Source organism: Kitasatospora sp. NPDC056273 (assembly GCF_042268845.1).
Classification (GTDB): Bacteria; Actinomycetota; Actinomycetes; order Streptomycetales; family Streptomycetaceae; genus Kitasatospora.
On the sequence record NZ_JBHJSJ010000013.1, the window covers coordinates 62,470 to 83,008 of the forward strand.

Here is a 20,539-nt window from a genome sequence, read left to right on the forward strand (position 1 = left end):
GGGCGCCTCGTGATTGAGTGGGCGCATGAACCCGCAGACGACTCCCGGTCCGTTCCGCGTCGGCCTGATCGGCTACGGCCTGGCCGGCTCCGCGTTCCACGCGCCGCTGATCGCCACCACGCCGGGGCTGCGGCTGGACGCCGTGGTCACCGCCAACCCCGACCGGCGCGCCCAGCTGGCGCGCGAGCACCCCGGTGCCCGCGCCGTGGACACGCCCGAGCAGCTGCTCGCCGACCCGGACGCGCTGGACCTGGTCGTCATCGCCTCGCCCAACCGCACCCACGCCCCGCTCGCCCGCGCCGCCCTGCGGGCCGGCCTGGCCACCGTGGTGGACAAGCCGCTGGCCGGCACCGCCGCCCAGGCACTGGAGCTGTGCCGGCTCGCCGAGGAGCAGGGCGTGCTGCTCTCGGTCTTCCACAACCGGCGCTGGGACGGCGACTTCCTCACCGCGAGCCGGCTGGTGCGCGGCGGCGCGCTCGGCCGGGTGCACCGCTTCGAGTCCCGCTTCGAGCGCTTCCGCCCCAAGCCCAAGCCGGGCTGGCGGGAGCTGGCCGACCCGGCCGAGGTCGGCGGCACCCTGTACGACCTGGGCAGCCACCTCGTCGACCAGGCGCTCACCCTGTTCGGGCCGGTCGAGACGGTGTACGCGGAGATCGACGTGCGGCGCGACGGCGCGGTGGTGGACGACGACGCCTTCCTCGCCCTCACCCACACCAGCGGCACCCGCTCGCACCTGTGGACCAGCGCCATCACCCCGCTGATCGGCCCCCGGCTGCGGGTGCTCGGCGACACCGCCGGCTACGTCAAGTCCGGCATGGACCCGCAGGAGGCCGACCTGCGGGCGGGCCTGCGCCCGGACGACACCCGCCCCTGGGGCGCCGACCAGCCCGCGCACTACGGCACCCTCGGCACCGACGAGTCGGCGATCCGGCTGCCGACCGACCCGGGCGACTACCCCGCCTTCTACGCGGGCATCGCCGCCGCCCTGGCCACCCCGGGCACCCCGCCCCCGGTCGACCCGCGCGACGCGGTGGCCGCCCTGGCCGTCCTGGAGGCCGCCCGCACCTCCGCCGCCACCGGGACGGCGGTCCGCCCGGGCTGACGGCCGTGCGGCCCGCTTTACCCTCCCTTGACCTAGCCTCCTACGATGGCCGCCATGAGCAACCGGGGGGAACGGCGGGTCACCGCCGACGAGCGGCGTGAGCGCGAACAGGCGTGGTCCACCGAGCAGAAGAAGCGCGAGAAGGCCTGGTCGGAGGAGTTCGAGCAGCGCCGGAAGGCCCGGGAGGCCGAGGACCGCGAGCTCCAGGAGAGCCTGTCGACCACGAGGGAGCGGACGGCCTGGGCCCGCGGCGAGCGGGACGGGTCGATCGGCTACGTCGACGTGACCGGGCCCGACCGCCGCCCCGTACGGATCGCGGTGGTGTGGCTCGGCCGCCTCGGGGCCACGCACAGGCCCCTGCACGCCTACGACCCCATGCGGCACGTCGGCGGCGAAGCCGGCGGCGAGGGGGTCCTCCTGCTCGTCCCCATCGCCGCCGTCCTGGGGCTGAACTTCGGACTCCGCTGGCTGGTCCTCGCCCTGCTCCGCCGACCGCGCTGGGCCGTCGCCGCCAAGGCGGGCGGCGACCGGGGCAAGCGCGGGGGCAACACCGTCCTGCTGCGCACCCGGAACCGGGCGGAGGCCCTGAAGGCCGCGGCCGCCCTGGCCGACCGGGTCGAGCGGGACGGGGCCGCCGCCCTCGGGGCCTCCTGACCGCCGCTCCCGCCCGGCCCTCGGGACCCCCCGACCATCGCCCCCGCCCGGACCTCACACCCCGATGACCTCCACCGCGGAGCCCAGCCCCCGGAAGTCCGCCACGTTGCGGGTGTACAGCGGCAGCCCGTGGGCCGAGGCGACCGCGGCGATCATCAGGTCGATCCGGCGCGGGCGCGGCTGCCGTCCGGCGGCGATGGTGAGGGTGACCAGCGTCCCGTAGCGGGCGGCGGCGGCCGCGTCGAAGGGCAGCGGGTCGAAGTCCGCCATCGCCGCGCCCAGCACCTCCAGCCGGGCGGCCCGGCTGGCCGGGTCGCGGGCCATCGACACGCCCTGCTGCAGTTCGGCGAAGGTGATCGCGGTCAGCTCGGGCACGGCCGGCAGGTCGGAGGGGCTGAGCAGCGCCAGGTCGATGTAGACGCAGGTGTCCAGCACCCCGGCCGGCCGCCGCCGGGGTGCTCTGCGGCGCTCAGCCACGCCGCCGCTCGAACGGGTCGTCGCCGTCGTCGCCCACCAGCTCCTCGGGGCCGAAGTCCTCCTCGGCCTCCTTGCGCATCTGCTGGTAGTCCACGCGCGGCAGCTTCACGTGCCGGGCCACCAGCTCCTCCGCCGTGAGCCGCCGACGCCCGGGCACCGGCCGCAGCTCCGCGACCTCGACCCCGTTCCTGGTGATGTGGAACGTCTCCCCCGCCTCCACCGCGTCCATCACGGCGGCGGAGTTGTTCCGGAACTCCCGCTGGGTAATCGTCTTCACCTCTCCACGGTAGCCCCGTGTAGCCCCGGCGGCTACACCCCGGACGGCCGCTTTTCGCCGCTCCGAGGAGGGGGCCTTCGGGCACGAACGGAATCGGGCGGAACCAGGCGGGGGCGCCAGGGGGACACCGTGGGGGACGTCCCCGACACAGGCGGGAACCCGGGGGCTCGTAGGATCGTCCTGCTGGTACGTCAGGAAGCCGATGGGACACCGGGAGGGGGAGCGCGTCGTGGCCGTTGTGGCGATGCTGCTGGGCCTGCTCCGGGTGCTGACCGGGGAGCTGGTGGCCGACAGCGGGACGCTGGCGTCGGTGGCCGCCGTCGCGGCCGTGGCACTGGTGGCCGGGGCGGTCGCCGGGGCGCTGGCCGGGGCGCGGCTCCTGGGGGCGCGGGCGCCGGCGGCGGTGCGCAGCGGGGTGCTGCGGCGCCGGGCGTTCGGTACGGCGTTCCTTCCGCAGCGTGATCCGGACGCCCGGGGCAGGCGACGCCCCAGGGCGCCGGGAGCGGCCCCGGCGGCCGCGTAGTTCCGTCCGACGTCCTTCCAGGCGTTCTTCCGATCGTTCCTGCCGGACGTTCTTCCAGGCGTTCCCCGTGGCCGTCCTCCGCCGATCACTCATGTCCTGAGACCCCGGAGGGCTCGCTCCACCATGTCCGTACTCGCTGTTCTCGACCCTGCCGTCGCCGTGGCGCACGCCGTCGTCGCCGCCGTCGCCCACCTGGTGCCGACCGCCTTGGCCATCGTCCTGTTCACCGTCGCCGTCCGCTTGGCGCTGCACCCGCTGGCGCGGGCGGCGGCGCGCGGGGAGAGGGCCAGGGCGCGGCTGGCGCCGAAGGTCGCGGCGTTGCAGAGGAAGCACAGGGACCGCCCGGAGCGGCTGCGGGAGGCGCTGGCCGAGATGTACCGGAAGGAGCAGGTGTCGCCGTTCGCGGGGTGCCTGCCGGTGCTGGTGCAGATCCCGTTCTTCTCGGTGATGTACCGCCTGTTCACCACCCCGAACGACCTGCTGGACCACACCCTGTTCGGGGTGCCGCTGGGTCTGCACGTCACGGGCGCGCAGGGCGCCGGGCAGTGGGCGGTGTTCGGGGTGCTGTTCGCCGGGCTGGCGGCGGTCGGGGTCGTCAACTTCCGCCGGGCCCGGCGCACGGCCGCGGCAGCGGCAGCGGCGACGGCGGCTACAGCGGCGACGGCGCAGCCCGCCCCGCAGCCGGGGGCGGGACTGCTGCCGTACCTGTCGTTCGGGTCGGTGCTGTTCGCGGCGCTGGTCCCGGTGGCCGCCGTGCTCTACCTGCTGACGGCCGGCGTCTGGTCGGCCGCCGAGCGGGCCTGGCTGTACCGGGACGGGACGCCGGTGCCGGCGGCCGCGATGATGGGCTGAGGGCCCGGAGGGGCCGTCAGAAGTGGCGCAGCAGCTCGGGGAAGGCCCCGAGCCGCAGCGTCGCCTCGTCCGGGCCGAGTTCAGCGTGCTCCAGCACCCAGGTGTGCTCGTGCGGGATGAAGACGGTGCGCAGGCCGGCCCGGCGGGCGGGGGCGATGTCGGACTTGGGCGAGTTGCCGATCATCCAGGTCCGGCCCGGGTCGAGGCCGAGGTCGGCGGTGAGCCGCCGGTAGGTGTCGACCGACTTCTCGGCGACGATGTGGACGCCGCGGAAGTGGTGGTCGATGGTGGACGCCGTCACCTTGCGCTGTTGTTCGCCCTGGTCGCCCTTGGTGAGCAGGAGCAGCTGGTGGCGGTCGGCGAGGGCGGCCAGGGTGTCGGCGACGCCGGCGATCAGTTCGACGTCGCGGCTGGTCAGCGGGGTGAGCAGGTCGTCGATCCGGGCCTGTTCGGCGGCCGTGGGGGTGCGGTCGTTGAGCCGCTGGAGGCAGTCGGCGAGGCTCTGCCGGAAGACGGTGGCGCCGTAGCCGAGGGTGGCGGAGTTGACGGCCTCGATCTCGTTCAGCAGGGCCCGGGTGCGCTGCTGCTCCTGCGGGGCGGCGACCCAGTCCAGGAAGCCGTCGATGACCCGCTCGAAGAGGACGTTGTTCTCCCAGAGCGTGTCGTCGGCGTCGAAGATCAGGGTCTGGTCGGTGTGCATCCGGTCGCTCTCCAAGGGGGGGTTCAGGCGGACGGCAGCAGGCGGGCCGCGCGGTCGAGGGTCTCACGGAGGTTGTCCTCGGTGGTCCGCCGCTTGGCCTCCTCGACGGTGAGCCACTCCAGCGGGGACGCCGGGTTCTCCGGCCGGGCCTGCTCCGGGGTGGCGGTGGCCAGCAGGAAACGCAGGTCGGCGTGCTCGTGGGCGGGTTCGGCGGGCGAGGCGGGGACGGGCACCACGGCGAGGTGGACGAGGGCGGGGCCGGGCCAGGGGGCGAGGTCGGTCAGGCCGGTCTCCTCCAGACCCTCGCGCAGGGCGATGTCCAGCGGCCGGGTCTCGCCCGGGTCGCCGTGGCCGCCGACGTGCAGCCAGGCCTGCTGGCGGACGTGCCAGCGCAGCAGGACGCGGCGGGTGGGCGGGTGGACGATCAGCGCGGAGGCGGTGAAGTGCAGCGGGAAGGTGCCCCTGTTCCAGGCTTCGGCGACGCCGAGGAGGCGGCGGGCGCGCTCGTGGTCGGCGGTCTCCACCGGGCCGCGCGGACGGTGGTCGGCCAGCAGTCGGGCCGGGTCGGGGCTCTGGGACGGGCCGCCCGTGGTCACCATGGGTCTGCGCTCCTCGTTCCGCGCCGGGACCGCGGACCGCGTCAACCGGCGTGCGGGGGCGGGCAGTCGGGCCCGGGGCTTCGGGTTCCGGCGAACCCGCGCAGCCTAGCCCGGGGGCGCTCGGGCGGCCCACCGGTTTTCACCGCGGGCGCTCCGGCGGACGCCCGCGACGCTCGCGCGCGACGTGAGCACCGGACGTTCCGACGACGGACACCTCCCGTACCTCCGGCGGCATGCCACCTGGTCCGGGCGTTCCCCCGGAGGCCGTAGCCTGTGGTGATCGTTTTCGGGACAGGTGGAGGGATGTCGTCATGGTGGCTGCTCCGGCGCTCGCCGAGCTGCGCGAGGTGTGCCAGCCGCAGGCCAAGCTTCAGAGCCGCAACGGCGAGCACTGGGCGGGCCGGATGTACATGCGGCGGATCTCGCTGCGGACCACCCGGCAGCTGGTGCGCACCTCGGTGTCGCCGAACACCCTCACCTGGGTGATGGTGGTGTGCGGAGTCGGCGGCGGCGCGGCCCTGCTGATCCCGGGCCCGGCCGGTGCGGTGCTGGCCGTCGTGCTGTTCCAACTGTTCCTGCTGTTCGACTGCGTGGACGGCGAAGTGGCGCGCTGGAAGCGCCAGTTCAGCATGGCCGGGGTGTACGTGGACCGGCTCGGCGCCTATCTGGCGGACGCCGCGCTGATGATCGGTGCGGGTGTCCGGGCGGCGCGCGGCGGGTCGGAGCTGTGGGTGTCGGCGGGTCTGGCGGCCGCGCTGGGCGTGGTGCTGCTCAAGGCCTCGACGGACCTGGTGGACGTGGCCCGCGCCCGCAGCGGGCAGCTGCCGGCGACCGAGGAGTCGACGCAGCCGCGTTCCCAGGGCATCGCGACGGCCCGCAAGGTCGCCTCGCTGTTCAAGATCCACCGGGTGACGAACGGCATCGAGGCCTCGCTGGTGCTGCTGGCGGCGGCCGCGGTGGACGCCGGGCTCGGGAACCTGGACGCCACCCGGTGGACGCTCGCGGGCATCACGGTGATCACCTGGGGCATGGTGGTCGCGCACCTGGCGTCGATCCTGTCCTCCTCGCGGCTGCGCTGATCCGGGCGGCGCCCCGGCCGCCGGGTGACGGGGCGAGGCGCCCTGCTCCCGGGGGCCGAGGCGCCCCTCCCCCGCCCGGGGGAGCCCCCGGCGCCGGGCCCGCCGCCGGGGGGACGCGGCGGGCCGGGGCCGCGCGGAAGGGTGGGGGCATGACGACGCCCCGGCCCGCTGCCGCCGCCTCCACCGCCGTTCCCGCCGCGCCCCGTTGGGCCGTGCGCGCCGCCCACCTCGCCGCCGTCACCGCACTGCCGGCCGGGCTGTGGCGGCTCGGGCTGGTGGCGGGCTGGCACGGCGGGTACACGGAGGCGGGCTACCGGGCGATGGGCCTCACCGGGTGGGGCGCGGTGTGGCCGGTCTTCCTGAGCCTGTTCACCGAGGCGCTGGCGCTGCTCACGATCGGGCTGGTCCGCCCGTGGGGCACGGTGCCGCCGCGCTGGGTGCCGTTCCTCGGCGGCCGCCCGGTCCGCCCGCGTGCGGTGGTGCTCGCGGCCTCGCTCGGCGCCGTCGGCCTGGCCCTGCTGTGGACGCCGTTCGTCGGCTGGTGGGCCCTGCCGGGTACGGGCATGACCCCGCTCGGCCACACCCTGGTCGGCTTCCTCTACCTGCCGACCGTCGCCTGGGCGCCGCTGCTGGCGGCCGTCACCGTGTCGTACCACCGCCGCCACCGGGCGCCGTCAGCGGCGACGACGCTCCCGCGGACGGCCTGAACCACAGCCGGGCAGGCGTGTGACGCGGATCACGGCAGCGCCCGGGGCCCGCCGGACAGGACCGGGTGTGGAGCAATCGATACGGGCGCGGATCCGCGCCGGGGACGCCGAGGCGTTCGGGCAGGTCTTCGAGGATCACGCCCGGGCGGTGTACCGGCACGCCGTACGGATGACCGGGGACCGGACCGTCGCCGAGGACGTGGTCTCGCTGACCTTCCTGGAGGCCTGGCGGCTGCGCGCCCGGATCACCCCCGAGCGGGAGGACGGCGCGGAGAGCCTGGCGCCGTGGCTGCTGGGCATCGCCGGGAACGTCATCCGCAACACCCGCCGGGCGGCGCGCCGGCACCAGAAGGCGATGGCCAAGCTGCCGCCGCGCGAGGTGGTGCCGGACTTCTCCGGCGAGCTGGCGGGCCGGATCGCCGACGCCGAGGAACTGGCCGCCGCGAAGGCCGCGTTGGAGCGGCTGCGGCCGGCCGAGCGGGAGGTCTTCGCACTGTACGTGTGGGAGGGGCTGGACCACGCGGCCGTCGCCGAGGCGCTCGGCCGCCCGGTGGGTACGGTCCGCTCCCGGCTCTCGCGTGCCCGCGCCCGACTGCGGGAGCTGACCGAGCGGGAGCTGGCAGCGGCGCGTTCGGCGCGGGCGGAGCAGCGGGGCGCGCCGCCGGCGGAGCAGCCGGGCGCGCCGCGGCCGGGGCAGCGGGCGGGCCACCGGGCGGCGGAGACCGCGCAACGCCCGGGCAGCACCGGACAGGTACCAGGTGACCGCACCCCCGCGGTCCGGCCGACCAAGGAGACGATCCGATGAGCGCCACCCCCCGGCACCGGTCCGAACAGGCCGATCGGGAGGAGCTGGCCCGGCTGCTGCCGGCCCCGGCCGCTCCGGTCCTCCCCCGGAGCCGCCACCTCCTGCTCAAGGAGCACCTGTTGGACAGCATCACCGACCCGGACGGCACCCCCGACACCCCTCGGCGCACCGCCCCCCGGCGTACCACCCGTCGACGCGGCCTGCTCCTGGGCGCCGCCCTCCCGCTGGGGCTGGCCGCCGCGCTGACCGGGGTCCTGCTCACCACCGGCACCGACGGCTCCGCCCCCGGCGGCGACGACAGCGGACGGTCGCTGGGCAGCAGCAGCGGTGTCGCGTACACCCTGGAGAGCGAGGAGGAGGTGGTCCGGCTGACCATCCTCGAGGACTACAAGCCGGTGGACGTGGACCAGTTGCAGCGCGACATCGACCGGTTCGGGATCCGCGCCCGGGTCTACCCCGGCGAGCCGGGCTGCAAGGCCCGCGAGCCGAAGCAGCCCTCCCACGTGGACCTCACCGCCGGGTGGGACATCGAGCACGGGCCCGGGGAGCCGCTCGTGCTGACCGTCCACCCCCGTCGGCTCCCGGCGGGCACGGAGATCTTCATCTACCTGCCGCTGGCCAGGACTTCGCCGGCCAACAGCTCCCGCGAGATGCAGGCCGGACTGATGAAGTCCCCGGGCCCTTCCTGCATGCCGGCCAAGGAGTACGTCAACCCGCTGGCGAGCCTGTACCCGACCCCGCCGGCGAAATGACCCGGCCCGGCCCGTAGGCACCCGCCCCCTTCCGTGGAACCAGTCGGACTACATATGCAGTCCAACGACATATACAGTCGTCCGACAGTCGACAGAAGGGGGCGCGCCCATGCCACCCCGCACCACGACCCGGCCGAACCCGACCCGGCCCGACCCGACTCCGCTCGCCACCGGTCGAAGCACCGCCCGAAGCACCGCCCGAACCGCCGTGCGTGCCACAGCCGCCACCGTCCGCGCCGCCGTCGTCCGGACCGCCGCCACCCGGCCCGCCGTCGTGCTGCTCGTCGGCTACCTGGCCGAGCTGCTGTTCCGCCTCGTCCTCGTCCGGTCCATGGACTTCCCGTCCGTCCACCCCGACGAGGACTCCTACCTCGCCGAGGCCCGGGTGCTGGCCAGCGGCTCGCCGACCGAGATCCCGGTCGGCGTGGTCATCCCCGGCGGCTACCCCCTGCTGATCTCCCCCGCGCTGCGCCTGGCCGACGACCCGACGACCGCCTACCACCTGGTCATGGGCGTCAACGCCGCCGTCAACGCCCTGGTCTTCCCGCTCGCCCACGTCGCGCTGCGCCGCCTCGGCCTGGACCGCCGCCTCTCGTACGCCTTCGCCGCCGCGACCGCGCTGCTGCCGCCGGTGGTCTTCTACTCGCAGTTCGCGCTGACCGACGCCGTCCTGCCCGTCCTGGTGCTCGCCTGGCTGCTCTGCCTGCACGGCTGGCTCGCCGACGGCCCGCCGCGGCGCCGCACCTGGCACGCCGTCGGGGCGGGGGCGTCGGCCGGCTACGCGATGGCGGTGCACGACCGCGGCGGCGTGGTGGTGGCGCTGACCGCCGCCGTCCTGCTCGGCGTCCTGCTGCTGCGCCGGGCGCCGTGGCGCGCCACGGCGGCCGGGCTCGCGGCGCTCGGCCTCGGCGTGGTCGGCGCCGAGCTGCTGTCGGCCTGGCTGCACGCGCGGTTCACCGTCCCGGACAGCGACGTCGGCGGCTCGCTCTGGAAGGGCCTGACCGATCCGGGCGCCGCCGTGCAGACCCTCGCCCGGGCGGCCGGTCAGATCTGGTACTTCACCGTCTCCACCTGGGGCGTCGGCGGGCTCGCCGTCGTCGCCTGCCTGTGCGCGGTGTTCGACCGCCGCCGGCCGCCCGCCCTGCGGACCACCGGCGGCGTGCTGGTGGCCCTGCTGTTCGGCACGGCCGTGGCCTCCGCCGCCGCCCTGCCGCTGGACGGCCGGGTCGACGACTGGGTGTACGCCCGGTACACCTCCTACCTCGTCCCGTCGGCCTTCGTCGCGGGCGTCGCGGTGCTCGCGCGGTACGGTCGCCGCGCGCTGGTCCGGACGGCGGCGGTCGCGGCCGGGCTCGTCCTGCTGCTCGCCGGGGTCGTGGCGCTGGCGGCCGGCGAGCGGCTGCACACGTCGATGTTCATCCCCTGGACCCTGCCCGACGTCTCGTTCCTGGCCGCGGACTGGGGCCGGATCGACCTGCCCCGCACCTGCGCCGCCGTACTGGTCCTGCTCGGTGCGGCGGTCCTGGTCCGCCACGCCGGGGGCCGCCGGGTGCTCGGGGCGCTCGGCGTCTCGCTGGCGCTGTTCGCCGCCTTCGCCACCACGACGATCACCGCGCAGGTCGCCCGGCCGCACGCGGAGGGCCGCGAGGGCCTGGCGACCGGCTTCACCCGCGCCGCCGGGATCACGGCGGACGACAACGTGGTGTTCGCCTGGGACGTCGACTGGTCGCTGCGCGCCGCCCAGACCTTCGAGGTCTACCGGGGGCGGGTCTGGTCCCGCGACCCCCGCTGGCAGCCCGTCCCGGCGGAGGCGAACGTGATGGTCCTCCCGCTGCCCGGGGAGGGGAGGCCGCCGGAGGCGTACTGGCCGGGCCACCCCGCCGACTGGTACGTCGAGCGCTTCGACGCCCGGCAGAACTGGGCGGTCTGGCACCGGCGTTGAGCGCCCCGGTGTCGCCTAACCCGCCGCACCGGCGTGGGCGACGGCGGCGGCGTGGGCGGCGAGGACGGTGTCGAGCAGCCCGGGGAAGCGCTGCTCCAGGTCGACGGTGCGCAGGGCGGAGAAGCGCCGGTTGGCCTCCTCGCGCTGGACGATCAGGCCGGACTCGCGCAGCACCTTGAAGTGGTGGCTCAGGGTGGAGGGCGCGACGTCCACCGGGAAGGTGCCGCAGGCCCGTTCGGGCTCGGTGCGCAGAACGCGGACGATGGTCATCCGGGTGGGGTCGGAGAGCGCGTGCAGGACGTCGAAGAGGTCGATCTCCTCGGCCGCGGGGTGGGCGAGCGCCGGTCGTCGGCGGGTGCTGCGGGGCATAGGTCGACCTCCCTGATCTGCGATGTTCGACATCCATGGAAATGGCGTGGTACCACTGTCCCGCGCCAATTTCGTCGTTCGTCGAACATCGTAGTCGAGGGGGCCCGACATGCGTGCGCTGGTGATGACCGCACCCGGTGGAGCGGAGAACTCGGAGGTCCGGGAGGTCCCGGTACCGCACCCCGGACCGGGCCAGGTGGCGGTCGACGTCGCCCACGCCGGACTGAACTTCGTGGATGTGATGACCCGCCGCGGCGACGCCGCGTACGCCGCCGAGTGGCCGTACCGGCCCGGCAAGGAGGTGTCCGGTACGGTCCGCGAGCTCGGCGCCGGGGTCACCGGCCTGGCGGTGGGCGACCGGGTGGTCGCCGCGCCGGTCGGCGCCGGGCTGGCCGAGGTGGTGGTCGCGGAGGCCGCGCTCACCGTGCCGCTCCCGGACGGGGTGGCGCTGCGCGAGGCCGCCGCCGTCCCGCTGGGCCTGGCCACCTCGATGCTGCTGCTGACCGACGCGGGCCGCTTCACCGCCGGGGACACCGTCCTGGTCCACTCGGCGGGCGGCGGAATCGGCAACGCCGTCGCCCGGCTCGTCCCGCTGCTCGGCGGCGGCCGGCTGATCGGCACGGTCGGCCGACCGGAGAAGGCCGCGGCGGCGCTCGCCTCCGGCTACGACCACGTCTTCGCCCGCGGCACGGCCGACGGACCGGGCGCCGACGGACCGGGCGCCGACGGTAGCGGTAGCGGCGAAAGCGGCAGCGGCGGCGGACCGGCCGAGGCGATCCGCGCCGCCACCGGCGGCCGGGGCGTCGACCTGGTGCTCGACCCGCTGGGCACCGCCGCCCTCGACCTCGACCTCGCCGTGGCGGCGCCCGGCGCGCGGATCGTGCTGTTCGGCAACGCGGGCGGCGGCGCCGTCGCCGACCTGCCCCCGCTCGGCCGCCTGATGGCGGGCAACCTGACCGTCACCGGCTTCAGCCACCGCGGCCTGGCCGCCACCGCCCCCGAGCGGCTGGCCCGCGCCGTCCGCCGGGTCCTCGACCTCCTCGCCGACGGCGGCCTGGACCTGCCGGTCACCGAACTGCCCGGCCTCGACGCCGTCCCGGCCGCCCACGACGCCATGCAGGAGGGCCGGGCGACCGGCAAGTACGTGGTGCGCGTCGGCGGTTGATCCCGCACCCGCGGGTACGGCAACGCGCCCTGCACGGGAAGTCGACTCCGCCGACTTCCCGTGCAGGGCGCGCTACGTCACTTCACCGGGCGGATCAGCTCGCGGACCCGGCGGAGGAGGCGGCGGAGGAGGCGGAGGACGCGGAGCCGGCCCGGCCGGTGGCGGTGGGCGCGGTACGGACGGAACGCTTCAGAGCCATGTGCATGACAGGACTTCCCTTTCGATGAGGAGGGGACGGGAGTCGCCCGCGACGACGCGTCAGCTCAGCGGCTTGCCCGGGCACCAGGCGTCGCCCCAGGCCGTCGTCTGGACGCAGTGGTGGCCGTCGTGCACGCCGCCGGGTTCCGTCAGCGTCGCGCCGTCGAACACGGAGGCGCCGGCCGGAGCCACCCCGCCCAACCAGGCGGCGGCACCCAGCGCGACCACGGCCAGTGTCCGCGTCACGATTCCTCGCATGACGACAACTCCCATCACTTCGGGGACGGTTCCACACGTTCCGGGCGTTTCCGCAGTTCCTGCCGCATCGCCCGGTCCGTGCTCGTCACCCTGCCAGGCGGCGGATGGCCACGGCATCCCCCGCAGGGGATCATGAGCCTGCCTGGCAGCTTTAGGAGGCATGCGATGCACCCCGTGACCGGCCCCGACCCGACCGTCCCCGACCCGACCGCCGACGTGCCCGCGCTCGACAGCGCGGCCGTCACGCTCTACCGGTGGACGGTGGTGCACGAGCGCCTCACCCCGGCGACCCTCGCGCAGGCGGCGTCGGAGACCGACCTGACCCTGCCGGAGTGCGAGGCGGCCGTCCGGCAGCTCACCGGGGCCTGCCTCCTCCAGGAACTGTTCCCCGACGACCGCCGCACGGACGGGACCCGTACGGACGCGCCCCCGGTCGCCTGGCAGCCCGTCAGCCCCCAGGCCGCGACCGCCCAGCTGCTCTCCGCCCGCGACACCGCCCTGCGCGCCCGGGAGGAGGCCCTGCGCGAGCAGCGGCGGATCGTCCAGCAGCAGCGCGACGGCCTCGCGGCGCTGGTGCCCGTCTACCTCCAGGCCCGTCAGCACGCCTTCCCCCAGGGCACCATCGACCGCCTGCCGGACAAGTTCGCGGTGCGCTCGCTGCTCGCCGACGTGATCGACTCCTGCCGCAGCGAGGTGCTGGTCTCCAAGCACGGCGGTTCGTTCTCCCCGGCCGCCCTGCGCGAGGCGCTGCCGCGCGACCTGGCGCTGCTCGACCGGGGCGTCCGGATGCGCAGCCTCTACCAGCACGCGACCCGCTTCGACCAGCCCACCCGGGTGCACGCCGAGCAGCTCATCGAGGCCGGCGCCGAGATCCGGACGCTGCCGGAGGTGCTGCCGCAACTGATCATCGTGGACGGCTCGCTGGCCCTGCTGCCCGCCAGCTCCGGCGGCGCCCTGATCATCCGCGAGCCCGACCTGCTCTCCTACCTGCTGACGGTCTTCGAACGGGACTGGGAGAACGCGGCCCCGTTCGCCAGCGGCCCGCAGGCCGCGCACGACGTCACCAAGACGATGAAGCAGAGCATCCTGGTGCTGCTCGCGAAGGGCCTCAAGGACGAGTCCATCGCCCGCCGCCTCGGCATCTCCCTGCGCACCTGCCGCCGCCACGTCTCGGACCTGCTGGACGGCCTCGGCGCGCACAGCCGCTTCCAGGCCGGCGTGGTCGCCGAACGGCTGGGCCTGACCTCGCACCCGGTCCCGGACGCCCCGGCCCCCGACGAGGAGCCCGAACCGGCCCCGGCCTGCCCCGCCTGCGGCGGCCCGCTGACGGCCACCGCCCCCTCCCCCGCCGGCCCGCGCCCCGGCGGCCGCCCGCCCCGCTACTGCTCGCCCCGCTGCCGCTCCCGCGCCTACCGCACCCGGCAGCGGGAACGCGCGGACGGCGTCACGTAACCCCCCGGCGGCGTGACGTAACCCGGGATGCGCCCGCGAACCGGGCCGGTGGAGTCGGGCCGGTGGAGTCGGGCTGGTGGAGTCGGGCCGGTAGCCGCCCGGGCATAGCCCCGGGCGCACCGGTGTCGGGGGCGGGCATGACCAAGGTTCTGGTGATCGGCGCAACCGGCAGTGTGGGCAGGCACGTTGTGGCCTCGCTGGTCGAAGGCGGCCACGAGGTGCGGGCGTTGGTGCGCGACGAGGCGACGTCCCGGCTCCCGGCGGGCGTCGAGGCCGTCCAGGGCGACCTGACCCGGCCCGAGAGCCTGGAGCCGGCGCTGGCCGGCGGGGTGGAGGCGGTCTACCTGATGTGGCCCGGGCTGCCCGTGCGGCCCCGGGTGGTGGAGCTGATCGCCCGGCACGCCCGGCGGGTCGTCTACCTGTCGACGGACGTGGCGGACCTCGCCGACGACGAGCCGGCCGTCGTCTTCCACCAGGAGATCGAGCGGCTGATCCGGCGCTCGGGCCTGGAGTGGACCTTCGTCCGGGCGATCGACTTCGCGGGCAACCTGCCGGCCTGGGCCGACCAGGTGCGGGAGGGCGTGGTCCGCCGGCCGTACGGGCGGGCGCGGCGATCACCGGTGCACGAGCGGGACATCGCGGACGTCGCGGTGCGGGCGCTCACCGAGGACGGGCACGGCGGCGCCGCGTACGTGCTCACCGGCCCGGAGTCGCTCTCGCACGCCGAGCCGGCCGGGATCATCGGCGAGGAGCTGGGCGTCGCGGTGCGGTGGGAGGAGCTGCCGCCGGAGACGGCCCGCGAGGAGCTGACGGCGGCCTGGGGGGAACGCCGCGTTCGTGGCGGCCCGGCTGCGCGCCTGGGAGTCGTTCACCCGGGAGCCGGAGCGGGTGACCGGCACCGTGCGGGAGGTGCTCGGGCGTCCGCCGCGCGATGTCCGCAGCTGGGTGCGGGACCACGCGGCGGACTTCCGCTAGATCGGCCCGGGCGGGGGTCAGTACCGGACGGCCTTGACCACCACCGGCAGCAGCGTCCGGTCGGCCGGCTGCCTGCTGAAGGCGACGGGCTCGGCCGTGCCGTTCGCCGGGACGTTCTCGGCGCCGACGACGGCGCTGTCCACGGTCTTGCCGCTGGTGTCGGTGAAGTCGACCTGGACGGCGTAGGAGGCCGCTTCGAGCCCCCGGTTGCGGATCGTGACGACCACGGCGTGCAGGCCGCCGGTGTTCTGCCGGTTGATGCCGGTGATCGCGACGTCGTTCACCGCGTTGCCGCCGTCCGGCTCCCCGCTGAGCACCGAGGCGGCCTTCTCCCTGGTCGTCACCTGCTGCGCCGAGACGGAGGCCTCGAAGGCGGAGGCCGCCGCGGCCTTGGAGGCGACGGACGCCGCGGAGGCCTCCGAGGCCGAGGCGATGGCCGCGGACGCCGAGGCCAGCAGCGACTCGGCGGCGGAGGCGACGGCGGAGGGCGGCTCGCCGGAGAAGGCGCCCGCGTTGGGCGGGGTGGCCGTCGCCGAGCCGGCCGCCGTGCCCGAGGAGCTGCTGCTGCAGGCCGCGAGCACGGCGACGCCGGAGGCCGCCACGATCAGCGCGACCGTCCGCTGCGGCGTCCACCTCCGGCCCGGTCGGCGGTGGCTGGGGGGACTGTGGAGTTCACGCACCGAGGGATCCCTCTCCTGGTCGGTGTTCGGCGGCCGAGGGGCCCGTACGTCCCCATGCTTGGCAACATCCCGCTCCACAGCGACAGCTCCTGACCCGTCCGAGTGGCCCGGGCCCCCGGCGGAACGGCGGACTCGGGAAAGACGAATCGCCCCGGGCGCGCGAGCACGGCGCGCCCGGGGCGGGGCTTCGAGGACCGGCGGAGCTCAGGCCTTGGCCTGGTCCGCCTCCTCGGCACCGGCCCCCGCCGGCACCGGAACGGAGCGCAGCCGGGACGCGGGCGGCGCGGGGATGACGGCGGCGACGGCGGCCGCGATCAGCGCGACGCCGCAGCCGATCACCAGGCCGACCCGGAAGCCGCCCTCCGAGGGCAGGGTGTGGCCGCCCAGGGTGACGGTCATCTGCGACAGCACCACGCCCATCACGGCGGCGGACACCGAGGTGCCCAGCGAGCGCATCAGGGTGTTGAAGCTGTTCGCCGAGGCCGTCGCGGTCAGCGGCACCGCGCTCATGATCAGCGCGGGCATCGCGCCGTAGGCCAGGCCCACGCCGCTGTTGCAGACGATCGTCACGATCAGCACGCCCCAGGTGGAGCCCATCAGCGGCAGCGCCAGCCCGTACCCGACGGCGATCGTCAGCGCCCCGGCGACCAGGGTGAACTTCGGTCCGCGCGCGGCCGACAGCTTGCCGCCGAACGGGGAGACGACCATCATCATCAGCCCGCCGGGCGCCATCCACAGGCCCATCGCCAGCATCGACTGCCCGAGCCCGTAGCCGGTGGCCTCCGGCAGCTGGAGCAGCTGCGGCACGATCAGCGCCTGGGCGTACATGCCGAAGCCGACCAGGACGGAGGCGGCGTTGGTCAGCAGCACCCGGGGGCGCGCGGTGACCCGCAGGTCCACCAGCGGCTCGTTGACGCGCAGCTCCCAGCGGGCCCAGAGCAGCAGGATCGCGGCGGAGGCGGTGAACAGGCCGAGGGTCCGGGTGCTGCCCCAGCCCCAGTCGCCGCCCTTGGAGACGGGCAGCAGCAGGCAGACCAGGCCGACGCTGAGGCCGATCGCGCCGACGTAGTCGAAGCGCCCGCCGGCGGCGGGGCGGCCGTCCGCGGAAGCGGAAGCGGCCGGGGCCGGGATGATGACCCAGAGCAGGCCGATGATGACGACGGCCAGTACGGCGGTGCCCCAGAACAGCACGCGCCAGCTGGCGTAGTCGGCGACGCCGGCCGCGATCGGCAGGCCGAGGCCGCCGCCGATCCCCATGGAGGCGCTGACCAGGGCGATCGCCGAGCCGAGCCGCTCGGGCGGCAGCACGTCGCGCAGCAGGCTGATGCCGATCGGCACCAGGCCCATGCCCATGCCCTGCAGGGCCCGTCCGGCGATCATCGGCACCACGGAGTCGGCCACCGCGCACAGCACCGAGCCGAGCAGCAGCGGGACGCAGGAGGCGATGAGCATCGTCCGCTTGCCGAGGAGGTCGCCGAGGCGGCCGCTGATCGGGACGAAGACGGCGGCGGAGAGCAGGGTCGCGGTGATGACCCAGGAGGCATTGGACGCGCTGGTGTGCAGGAGTTGCGGGAGCTGACTGATCAGCGGGGTGACCAGGGTCTGCATGATCGCGGCGACGGTGCCGGTGAAGGCGAGCACCGCCACGATCGGACCGGTGCGGGGGGTGGGGGCGGGGCCGTTGATGACGGGCCTCCTCGGGCGGTCGAAGAGCAGTCGAAGAACGTTCGAAGAGCGTTCGAGAGCGGAAACATGCACAAAACACACGATGTGCATGAAACACAAGACGGTCAGCTTACACAGGATGTGCGCGATGCACATCATGTGTGCCGCGCATGCCTCTGGCATACTGAAGGGTGATCCACGGAGAACCCGCAGGTCGAAGCGGTGATGAAGGGACTTCGACATGACCAGCCCCACGCACGAGGTCGCCCTCGAGTTCCTGGTGTTCGCCCGGCACCGCGACCTCAGCCAGGTCAACGCCCGCCCCGAGGGCAGCCAGCTCGAACGCAGCGCCTACATCCTGCTCAGCCGGGTCGACGCCGAAGGGCCGATGTCCATCGGCCAGCTGAGCGACGCCTTCGCCCTGGACGTCTCCACCCTCAACCGGCAGACGGCGGCCCTGAAGAGCGCGGGACTGCTCGAACGCATCCCGGACCCGGACGGCGGCATCGCCCGCAAGTTCCGCCTCACCGAGGAGGGCCGGCGCCGGCTGGACGCGGAACGCGAGGCCCACGTACGGGCACTGAACCTCGTGATGACGGACTGGCCGGAGGAGGACATCGCCTCCTTCGCCGGCTTCCTGCGCCGCTTCAACACCGGCATCGAGCGGCTCGACGGCCGCCCCTGGCCGCGCGACTGAGCCGACGCGGGCGCCGCGCGGGACGTCGGCCCGGCAGGGGAGCGCACGGGAAGTCGGCGGGGCCGACTTCTCGCGCGGGGCGGCCTGGAGAATGCCCGGCATGGGAACGGACATCAACGGATTCATCGAGTGCCGGGCGTGGTTCCCGCGCGACGAGGACGGGAAGCCGGCCTGGCAGGCCGCCGTCGCCCTCGACCTCCTCAACACCACCAGGAACTACGACGCGTTCGGCTGCCTCTTCGGGGTCCGCAACCACGCCAACTTCCGTCCGCTGGCCGCCGATCGCGGGCTGCCGCCGGACGCCTCGCAGACCGTGCGGGCGGCGGTGGACACCTACGGGACCACCTTCTACGGCACCACCTGGATCACCTGGGCCGAGGTGAGGGCCGTGGACTGGGCCGAGGCGGCGGAGGCACCCGACAGCCGGCTCCACGAGTACCGGCGGACCCCCGACGGGCTCGTGCTCGTCGGCAAGAGCGCCTGGAACCGGCGCTTCGGCGAGACCCTCGGCATTCCCGAACCGGTGCCGACACCGGGACCGGGGCCGGAGCCGGGCGAGGTGCGGACCTGGCCCGAGGGCAGCGAGTGGGTGGTCGACGACGTCGTCTACCGCTCCGAGCGGATGGACCGCCGCGACGCCGTCCGCGATGGCGGCGAGTGGAAGCCGGTCTGGACGGTCATGGAGGCCCTCGCCTCGCAGCACGGTGACGACAACGTCCGGCTGGTGGTCTGGTTCGACTACTGAGCGGCGCCCGCCCGCAAGCACTGCCCGCCGCCCGCCGGTCGCAGCTCGGCAGTCGGCTCAGCCCTCGGCCCGGATCCGGTCGGCGACCGGGAAGTCGGTCCCGCAGTCGGGGCACGTCGCACCGCCGAACACGTGGGTGAGCGCGTGCGCGACCTCGCGCTGTCCGTCGGCGAGCGCGAGGTCGTGGAGGCGCCGCCCGATGCCGTCCAGGTCCGCGGGGTCGGCCGGCCGCAGGGGCCGGGTCTCGATGTCCCCGTCGGCGAGCGCGTAGTCCTCGCCGGTGGAGAAGTGGCCGCGTTCGCCGAAGACGATGAACAGGCCCGCCCCGCAGCCCGGGCAGGAGACCTCGTACTCCTCGCTCCCGAGCCCCCAGGCCAGGTCCTCGCTCCACCCCGCGACGCCTTCGAAGCCCAACACGGCTTCCAGGAGGTGGACGTACTCCCCGCGGTCCGTGGCGGTCCGCAGGTACCGGTTCGCGGCTTCCAGCAGCCCGGCGATCTCCGCCGCGTGCTCCGCGCGGACGTCACCCGCCTCGTGCAGCTGGTCGGCTCCGGCGGTGATCGCGCCTGCCAGCACCACGGCGTTGACCGCCTGGTCCCGGTCCCCGCACCCGGCCAGGTCCGCCAGCCAGGGCAGTGCCGCGAAGCTGGCCGGGTAGACGCTGCCCTGGTGGCACAGGGCCGACCACAGGTCGTTCCAGAGTTCGGCGCTGGGCTCCGCCGCGATCCGGTCCAGCAGGGCGGGTACGTCCTCGGCGGAGCCGTAGGCGTGGTGGAGGCGCGACCAGTCCGTCATGCGGCGATCCAACCAGGTCGACGGGCGCCACCCGTCAGCGGGCCGGGGGGAGTTGGGCGAGGAGGGCGGGGCCGGTCCAGGCGGGGGTGGCGGCGGGGGCGGCGGCCTCGGCCCGGCGGACGAGGGCGATCAGGCGGGCGTTGGCGGGGGCGGCGAGGCCGTGGCGTTCGGCGAGGGCGACGATCTCGCCCTGGAGCGAGTCGATCTCGGTGGGGCGGCCTCGCTGGAGGTCCTCCCACATCGAGGAGCGGGCGGTGGCGTCGATCCGCAGGCTCGCCCCGGCCAGCCGCTGGAACAGGGCGTCCGGCAGGCCGAGCACCCAGGGCATCAGCCCCGGCGGCACCGGGCCGAGCCGCGCCGGGGTGACCCCGGCGGCCCGGAACGCCGCCAGCGCCTCCCGCTGGCAGCGCGCCACGCACCGCCGGAACGCCCGCTGCCCGACCTGCTCGCGCAGCGGAAGCCCGGAGAGCGCGTTGACGGCGTTGTTGAGGTTCAGCAGCAGCTTGGCCGCCTGGACGGCCGGCATGTCCGGCCGCAGGTCCAGCCGGAGCCCGCTCGCCCGGGCCGCCCCGGCGAGGGCGGCGGCCCCCTCCCCCGCCGCCAGCATCAGCGACCCGCCGCTGCCCTGGTGAACGGCGGCGGGCCCGGTCCGCACCACGTTGTACGGGACCATGCCGGCCAGCACCCGGTGGGCGGGCAGCGCGGCCGCGAGCGCCCGGGTGTTGCGCAGGCCGTTCTGGAAGCTCACCACCACGGTGTCCGGGCCGAGGTGCGGGGCGAGTTCGCGGGCGGCGGTCGCGGTGTCGGCGGACTTCACGGTGACCAGGACGTGGTCGGCGCCGGCCACGGCCGCCGGGTCGGTGGCGGCGGTCAGGCCCCGTACCTCGCGGCGGGCCCCGCCCGGGCCGGTGAGGGTCAGCCCGGCCGCGTCGATCGCCGCCATCGCCGCCGGCCGCCCGATCAGGGTGACGTCGGCGGTCGCGGCGAGCATGCCGCCGAGGTGGCAGCCGATGGAGCCGGCGCCGAACACGGCGATCCGGAGCCTGCGTTGGGCGGGGCTGGCGGGCACGG

Annotated in this window: 24 protein-coding genes and 1 pseudogene; 15 read left to right on the forward strand and 10 right to left on the reverse strand. The window is 75.3% G+C overall.

Going from position 1 to position 20,539, the window contains the following annotated elements:
- Nucleotides 1-25 precede the first annotated feature (25 nt).
- Together ACFCY1_RS14260 and ACFCY1_RS14265 are read left to right on the forward strand one after the other, a co-directional pair.
- The gene (locus ACFCY1_RS14260) at nucleotides 26-1,102 is read left to right on the forward strand and encodes a Gfo/Idh/MocA family oxidoreductase (RefSeq protein ID WP_375874729.1); all 1,077 of its coding nucleotides are present in this window, start codon (nucleotides 26-28) and stop codon (nucleotides 1,100-1,102) included.
- A gap of 54 nt (nucleotides 1,103-1,156) precedes the next feature.
- A complete protein-coding gene (locus tag ACFCY1_RS14265) occupies nucleotides 1,157-1,756 on the forward strand; it encodes a hypothetical protein (protein WP_117487924.1) in 600 nt (199 codons plus the stop codon).
- Nucleotides 1,757-1,810: 54 nt separating this feature from the next.
- Here ACFCY1_RS14265 and ACFCY1_RS14270 read toward each other — a convergent pair whose 3' ends face one another.
- Nucleotides 1,811-2,233, reverse strand: coding sequence for a type II toxin-antitoxin system VapC family toxin (locus tag ACFCY1_RS14270; RefSeq protein WP_049649700.1), 423 nt, complete (start codon nucleotides 2,231-2,233; stop codon nucleotides 1,811-1,813).
- Nucleotides 2,226-2,510 carry a type II toxin-antitoxin system Phd/YefM family antitoxin gene (locus ACFCY1_RS14275; RefSeq protein ID WP_049649701.1) on the reverse strand — a complete coding sequence of 95 codons (285 nt, stop codon included), beginning with the start codon at nucleotides 2,508-2,510 and terminating at the stop codon, nucleotides 2,226-2,228. The genes ACFCY1_RS14270 and ACFCY1_RS14275 overlap by 8 nt, the downstream gene beginning before the upstream one ends.
- A gap of 229 nt (nucleotides 2,511-2,739) precedes the next feature.
- On the opposite strand from ACFCY1_RS14275, the gene ACFCY1_RS14280 reads away from it, so the two are divergent.
- Both ACFCY1_RS14280 and ACFCY1_RS14285 read left to right on the forward strand, forming a co-directional pair.
- On the forward strand, nucleotides 2,740-3,033 hold the full coding sequence (locus ACFCY1_RS14280; protein ID WP_234348221.1) for a DUF6412 domain-containing protein: 294 nt from the start codon (nucleotides 2,740-2,742) through the stop codon (nucleotides 3,031-3,033).
- Nucleotides 3,034-3,156: 123 nt separating this feature from the next.
- Nucleotides 3,157-3,885: a YidC/Oxa1 family membrane protein insertase gene (locus ACFCY1_RS14285; protein WP_375874730.1), complete on the forward strand. Its 729-nt coding sequence runs from the start codon at nucleotides 3,157-3,159 to the stop codon at nucleotides 3,883-3,885.
- Between the two features lie 16 nt (nucleotides 3,886-3,901).
- Here ACFCY1_RS14285 and ACFCY1_RS14290 read toward each other — a convergent pair whose 3' ends face one another.
- Nucleotides 3,902-4,585, reverse strand: a complete 684-nt coding sequence (locus ACFCY1_RS14290) for an HAD family hydrolase (RefSeq protein WP_375874731.1) — start codon at nucleotides 4,583-4,585, stop codon at nucleotides 3,902-3,904.
- Between the two features lie 23 nt (nucleotides 4,586-4,608).
- Nucleotides 4,609-5,184: an NUDIX hydrolase gene (locus ACFCY1_RS14295; protein ID WP_375874732.1), complete on the reverse strand. Its 576-nt coding sequence runs from the start codon at nucleotides 5,182-5,184 to the stop codon at nucleotides 4,609-4,611.
- A 311-nt stretch (nucleotides 5,185-5,495) separates the two neighbouring features.
- Here ACFCY1_RS14295 and ACFCY1_RS14300 point away from each other — a divergent pair, with 311 nt between their 5' ends.
- The 5 genes from ACFCY1_RS14300 to ACFCY1_RS14320 all read left to right on the forward strand — a co-directional run bounded on the left by ACFCY1_RS14300 (nucleotide 5,496) and on the right by ACFCY1_RS14320 (nucleotide 10,469).
- Complete coding sequence (locus ACFCY1_RS14300; RefSeq protein WP_117487932.1) at nucleotides 5,496-6,263, forward strand: CDP-alcohol phosphatidyltransferase family protein; 768 nt, start codon at nucleotides 5,496-5,498, stop codon at nucleotides 6,261-6,263.
- Nucleotides 6,264-6,412: 149 nt separating this feature from the next.
- Nucleotides 6,413-6,970: a hypothetical protein gene (locus ACFCY1_RS14305; protein ID WP_375874733.1), complete on the forward strand. Its 558-nt coding sequence runs from the start codon at nucleotides 6,413-6,415 to the stop codon at nucleotides 6,968-6,970.
- A 67-nt stretch (nucleotides 6,971-7,037) separates the two neighbouring features.
- Entirely contained in the window at nucleotides 7,038-7,775 is a 738-nt protein-coding gene (locus tag ACFCY1_RS14310) for an RNA polymerase sigma factor (RefSeq protein ID WP_375874734.1), read from the forward strand.
- Complete coding sequence (locus ACFCY1_RS14315) at nucleotides 7,772-8,527, forward strand: hypothetical protein (protein ID WP_049660178.1); 756 nt, start codon at nucleotides 7,772-7,774, stop codon at nucleotides 8,525-8,527. Before ACFCY1_RS14310 ends, ACFCY1_RS14315 begins: the two co-directional genes overlap by 4 nt.
- Before the next feature lie 208 nt (nucleotides 8,528-8,735).
- Nucleotides 8,736-10,469: a hypothetical protein gene (locus ACFCY1_RS14320; RefSeq protein ID WP_375874735.1), complete on the forward strand. Its 1,734-nt coding sequence runs from the start codon at nucleotides 8,736-8,738 to the stop codon at nucleotides 10,467-10,469.
- 15 nt (nucleotides 10,470-10,484) lie between these two features.
- On the opposite strand, the gene ACFCY1_RS14325 is transcribed toward ACFCY1_RS14320, so the two are convergent.
- Nucleotides 10,485-10,838, reverse strand: a complete 354-nt coding sequence (locus tag ACFCY1_RS14325) for an ArsR/SmtB family transcription factor (protein WP_375874736.1) — start codon at nucleotides 10,836-10,838, stop codon at nucleotides 10,485-10,487.
- Nucleotides 10,839-10,947: 109 nt separating this feature from the next.
- On the opposite strand from ACFCY1_RS14325, the gene ACFCY1_RS14330 reads away from it, so the two are divergent.
- Nucleotides 10,948-12,003, forward strand: coding sequence for a zinc-binding alcohol dehydrogenase family protein (locus ACFCY1_RS14330; RefSeq protein WP_375874737.1), 1,056 nt, complete (start codon nucleotides 10,948-10,950; stop codon nucleotides 12,001-12,003).
- 258 nt (nucleotides 12,004-12,261) lie between these two features.
- On the opposite strand, the gene ACFCY1_RS14335 is transcribed toward ACFCY1_RS14330, so the two are convergent.
- Entirely contained in the window at nucleotides 12,262-12,447 is a 186-nt protein-coding gene (locus tag ACFCY1_RS14335) for a hypothetical protein (RefSeq protein WP_117487948.1), read from the reverse strand.
- A gap of 177 nt (nucleotides 12,448-12,624) precedes the next feature.
- On the opposite strand from ACFCY1_RS14335, the gene ACFCY1_RS14340 reads away from it, so the two are divergent.
- The 3 genes and pseudogenes from ACFCY1_RS14340 to ACFCY1_RS14350 all read left to right on the forward strand — a co-directional run bounded on the left by ACFCY1_RS14340 (nucleotide 12,625) and on the right by ACFCY1_RS14350 (nucleotide 14,886).
- A complete protein-coding gene (locus ACFCY1_RS14340; RefSeq protein WP_375874738.1) occupies nucleotides 12,625-13,911 on the forward strand; it encodes a LuxR C-terminal-related transcriptional regulator in 1,287 nt (428 codons plus the stop codon).
- Between the two features lie 137 nt (nucleotides 13,912-14,048).
- Nucleotides 14,049-14,624, forward strand: a pseudogene (locus ACFCY1_RS14345) (SDR family oxidoreductase); the annotation flags it as partial.
- A gap of 124 nt (nucleotides 14,625-14,748) precedes the next feature.
- The gene (locus ACFCY1_RS14350; RefSeq protein WP_375874739.1) at nucleotides 14,749-14,886 is read left to right on the forward strand and encodes a hypothetical protein; all 138 of its coding nucleotides are present in this window, start codon (nucleotides 14,749-14,751) and stop codon (nucleotides 14,884-14,886) included.
- A gap of 17 nt (nucleotides 14,887-14,903) precedes the next feature.
- Here ACFCY1_RS14350 and ACFCY1_RS14355 read toward each other — a convergent pair whose 3' ends face one another.
- Nucleotides 14,904-15,566: a hypothetical protein gene (locus ACFCY1_RS14355; RefSeq protein WP_234348259.1), complete on the reverse strand. Its 663-nt coding sequence runs from the start codon at nucleotides 15,564-15,566 to the stop codon at nucleotides 14,904-14,906.
- 204 nt (nucleotides 15,567-15,770) lie between these two features.
- Complete coding sequence (locus tag ACFCY1_RS14360) at nucleotides 15,771-17,252, reverse strand: MFS transporter (RefSeq protein WP_375874790.1); 1,482 nt, start codon at nucleotides 17,250-17,252, stop codon at nucleotides 15,771-15,773.
- 220 nt (nucleotides 17,253-17,472) lie between these two features.
- On the opposite strand from ACFCY1_RS14360, the gene ACFCY1_RS14365 reads away from it, so the two are divergent.
- Nucleotides 17,473-17,928: a MarR family winged helix-turn-helix transcriptional regulator gene (locus tag ACFCY1_RS14365; protein WP_049650286.1), complete on the forward strand. Its 456-nt coding sequence runs from the start codon at nucleotides 17,473-17,475 to the stop codon at nucleotides 17,926-17,928.
- Between the two features lie 100 nt (nucleotides 17,929-18,028).
- Entirely contained in the window at nucleotides 18,029-18,673 is a 645-nt protein-coding gene (locus ACFCY1_RS14370; protein ID WP_375874740.1) for a hypothetical protein, read from the forward strand.
- A 57-nt stretch (nucleotides 18,674-18,730) separates the two neighbouring features.
- Here ACFCY1_RS14370 and ACFCY1_RS14375 read toward each other — a convergent pair whose 3' ends face one another.
- A complete protein-coding gene (locus ACFCY1_RS14375) occupies nucleotides 18,731-19,468 on the reverse strand; it encodes a hypothetical protein (protein WP_375874741.1) in 738 nt (245 codons plus the stop codon).
- A 34-nt stretch (nucleotides 19,469-19,502) separates the two neighbouring features.
- Complete coding sequence (locus tag ACFCY1_RS14380) at nucleotides 19,503-20,537, reverse strand: 2-dehydropantoate 2-reductase (protein WP_375874742.1); 1,035 nt, start codon at nucleotides 20,535-20,537, stop codon at nucleotides 19,503-19,505.
- Between the last annotated feature and the right edge of the window lie 2 nt (nucleotides 20,538-20,539).

What these genes read in the sequence shown, in the direction of transcription:
- ACFCY1_RS14260 (WP_375874729.1), top strand. Translation starts at nt 26, where the DNA reads ATGAACCCGCAGACGACTCCCGGTCCGTTCCGCGTCGGCCTGATCGGC.
- ACFCY1_RS14265 (WP_117487924.1), top strand. Translation starts at nt 1,157, where the DNA reads ATGAGCAACCGGGGGGAACGGCGGGTCACCGCCGACGAGCGGCGTGAG.
- ACFCY1_RS14285 (WP_375874730.1), top strand. Translation starts at nt 3,157, where the DNA reads ATGTCCGTACTCGCTGTTCTCGACCCTGCCGTCGCCGTGGCGCACGCC.
- ACFCY1_RS14290 (WP_375874731.1), bottom strand. Translation starts at nt 4,585, where the DNA reads ATGCACACCGACCAGACCCTGATCTTCGACGCCGACGACACGCTCTGG.
- ACFCY1_RS14295 (WP_375874732.1), bottom strand. Translation starts at nt 5,184, where the DNA reads ATGGTGACCACGGGCGGCCCGTCCCAGAGCCCCGACCCGGCCCGACTG.
- ACFCY1_RS14300 (WP_117487932.1), top strand. Translation starts at nt 5,496, where the DNA reads ATGGTGGCTGCTCCGGCGCTCGCCGAGCTGCGCGAGGTGTGCCAGCCG.
- ACFCY1_RS14305 (WP_375874733.1), top strand. Translation starts at nt 6,413, where the DNA reads ATGACGACGCCCCGGCCCGCTGCCGCCGCCTCCACCGCCGTTCCCGCC.
- ACFCY1_RS14315 (WP_049660178.1), top strand. Translation starts at nt 7,772, where the DNA reads ATGAGCGCCACCCCCCGGCACCGGTCCGAACAGGCCGATCGGGAGGAG.
- ACFCY1_RS14325 (WP_375874736.1), bottom strand. Translation starts at nt 10,838, where the DNA reads ATGCCCCGCAGCACCCGCCGACGACCGGCGCTCGCCCACCCCGCGGCC.
- ACFCY1_RS14330 (WP_375874737.1), top strand. Translation starts at nt 10,948, where the DNA reads ATGCGTGCGCTGGTGATGACCGCACCCGGTGGAGCGGAGAACTCGGAG.
- ACFCY1_RS14340 (WP_375874738.1), top strand. Translation starts at nt 12,625, where the DNA reads ATGCACCCCGTGACCGGCCCCGACCCGACCGTCCCCGACCCGACCGCC.
- ACFCY1_RS14365 (WP_049650286.1), top strand. Translation starts at nt 17,473, where the DNA reads ATGACCAGCCCCACGCACGAGGTCGCCCTCGAGTTCCTGGTGTTCGCC.
- ACFCY1_RS14370 (WP_375874740.1), top strand. Translation starts at nt 18,029, where the DNA reads ATGGGAACGGACATCAACGGATTCATCGAGTGCCGGGCGTGGTTCCCG.
- ACFCY1_RS14375 (WP_375874741.1), bottom strand. Translation starts at nt 19,468, where the DNA reads ATGACGGACTGGTCGCGCCTCCACCACGCCTACGGCTCCGCCGAGGAC.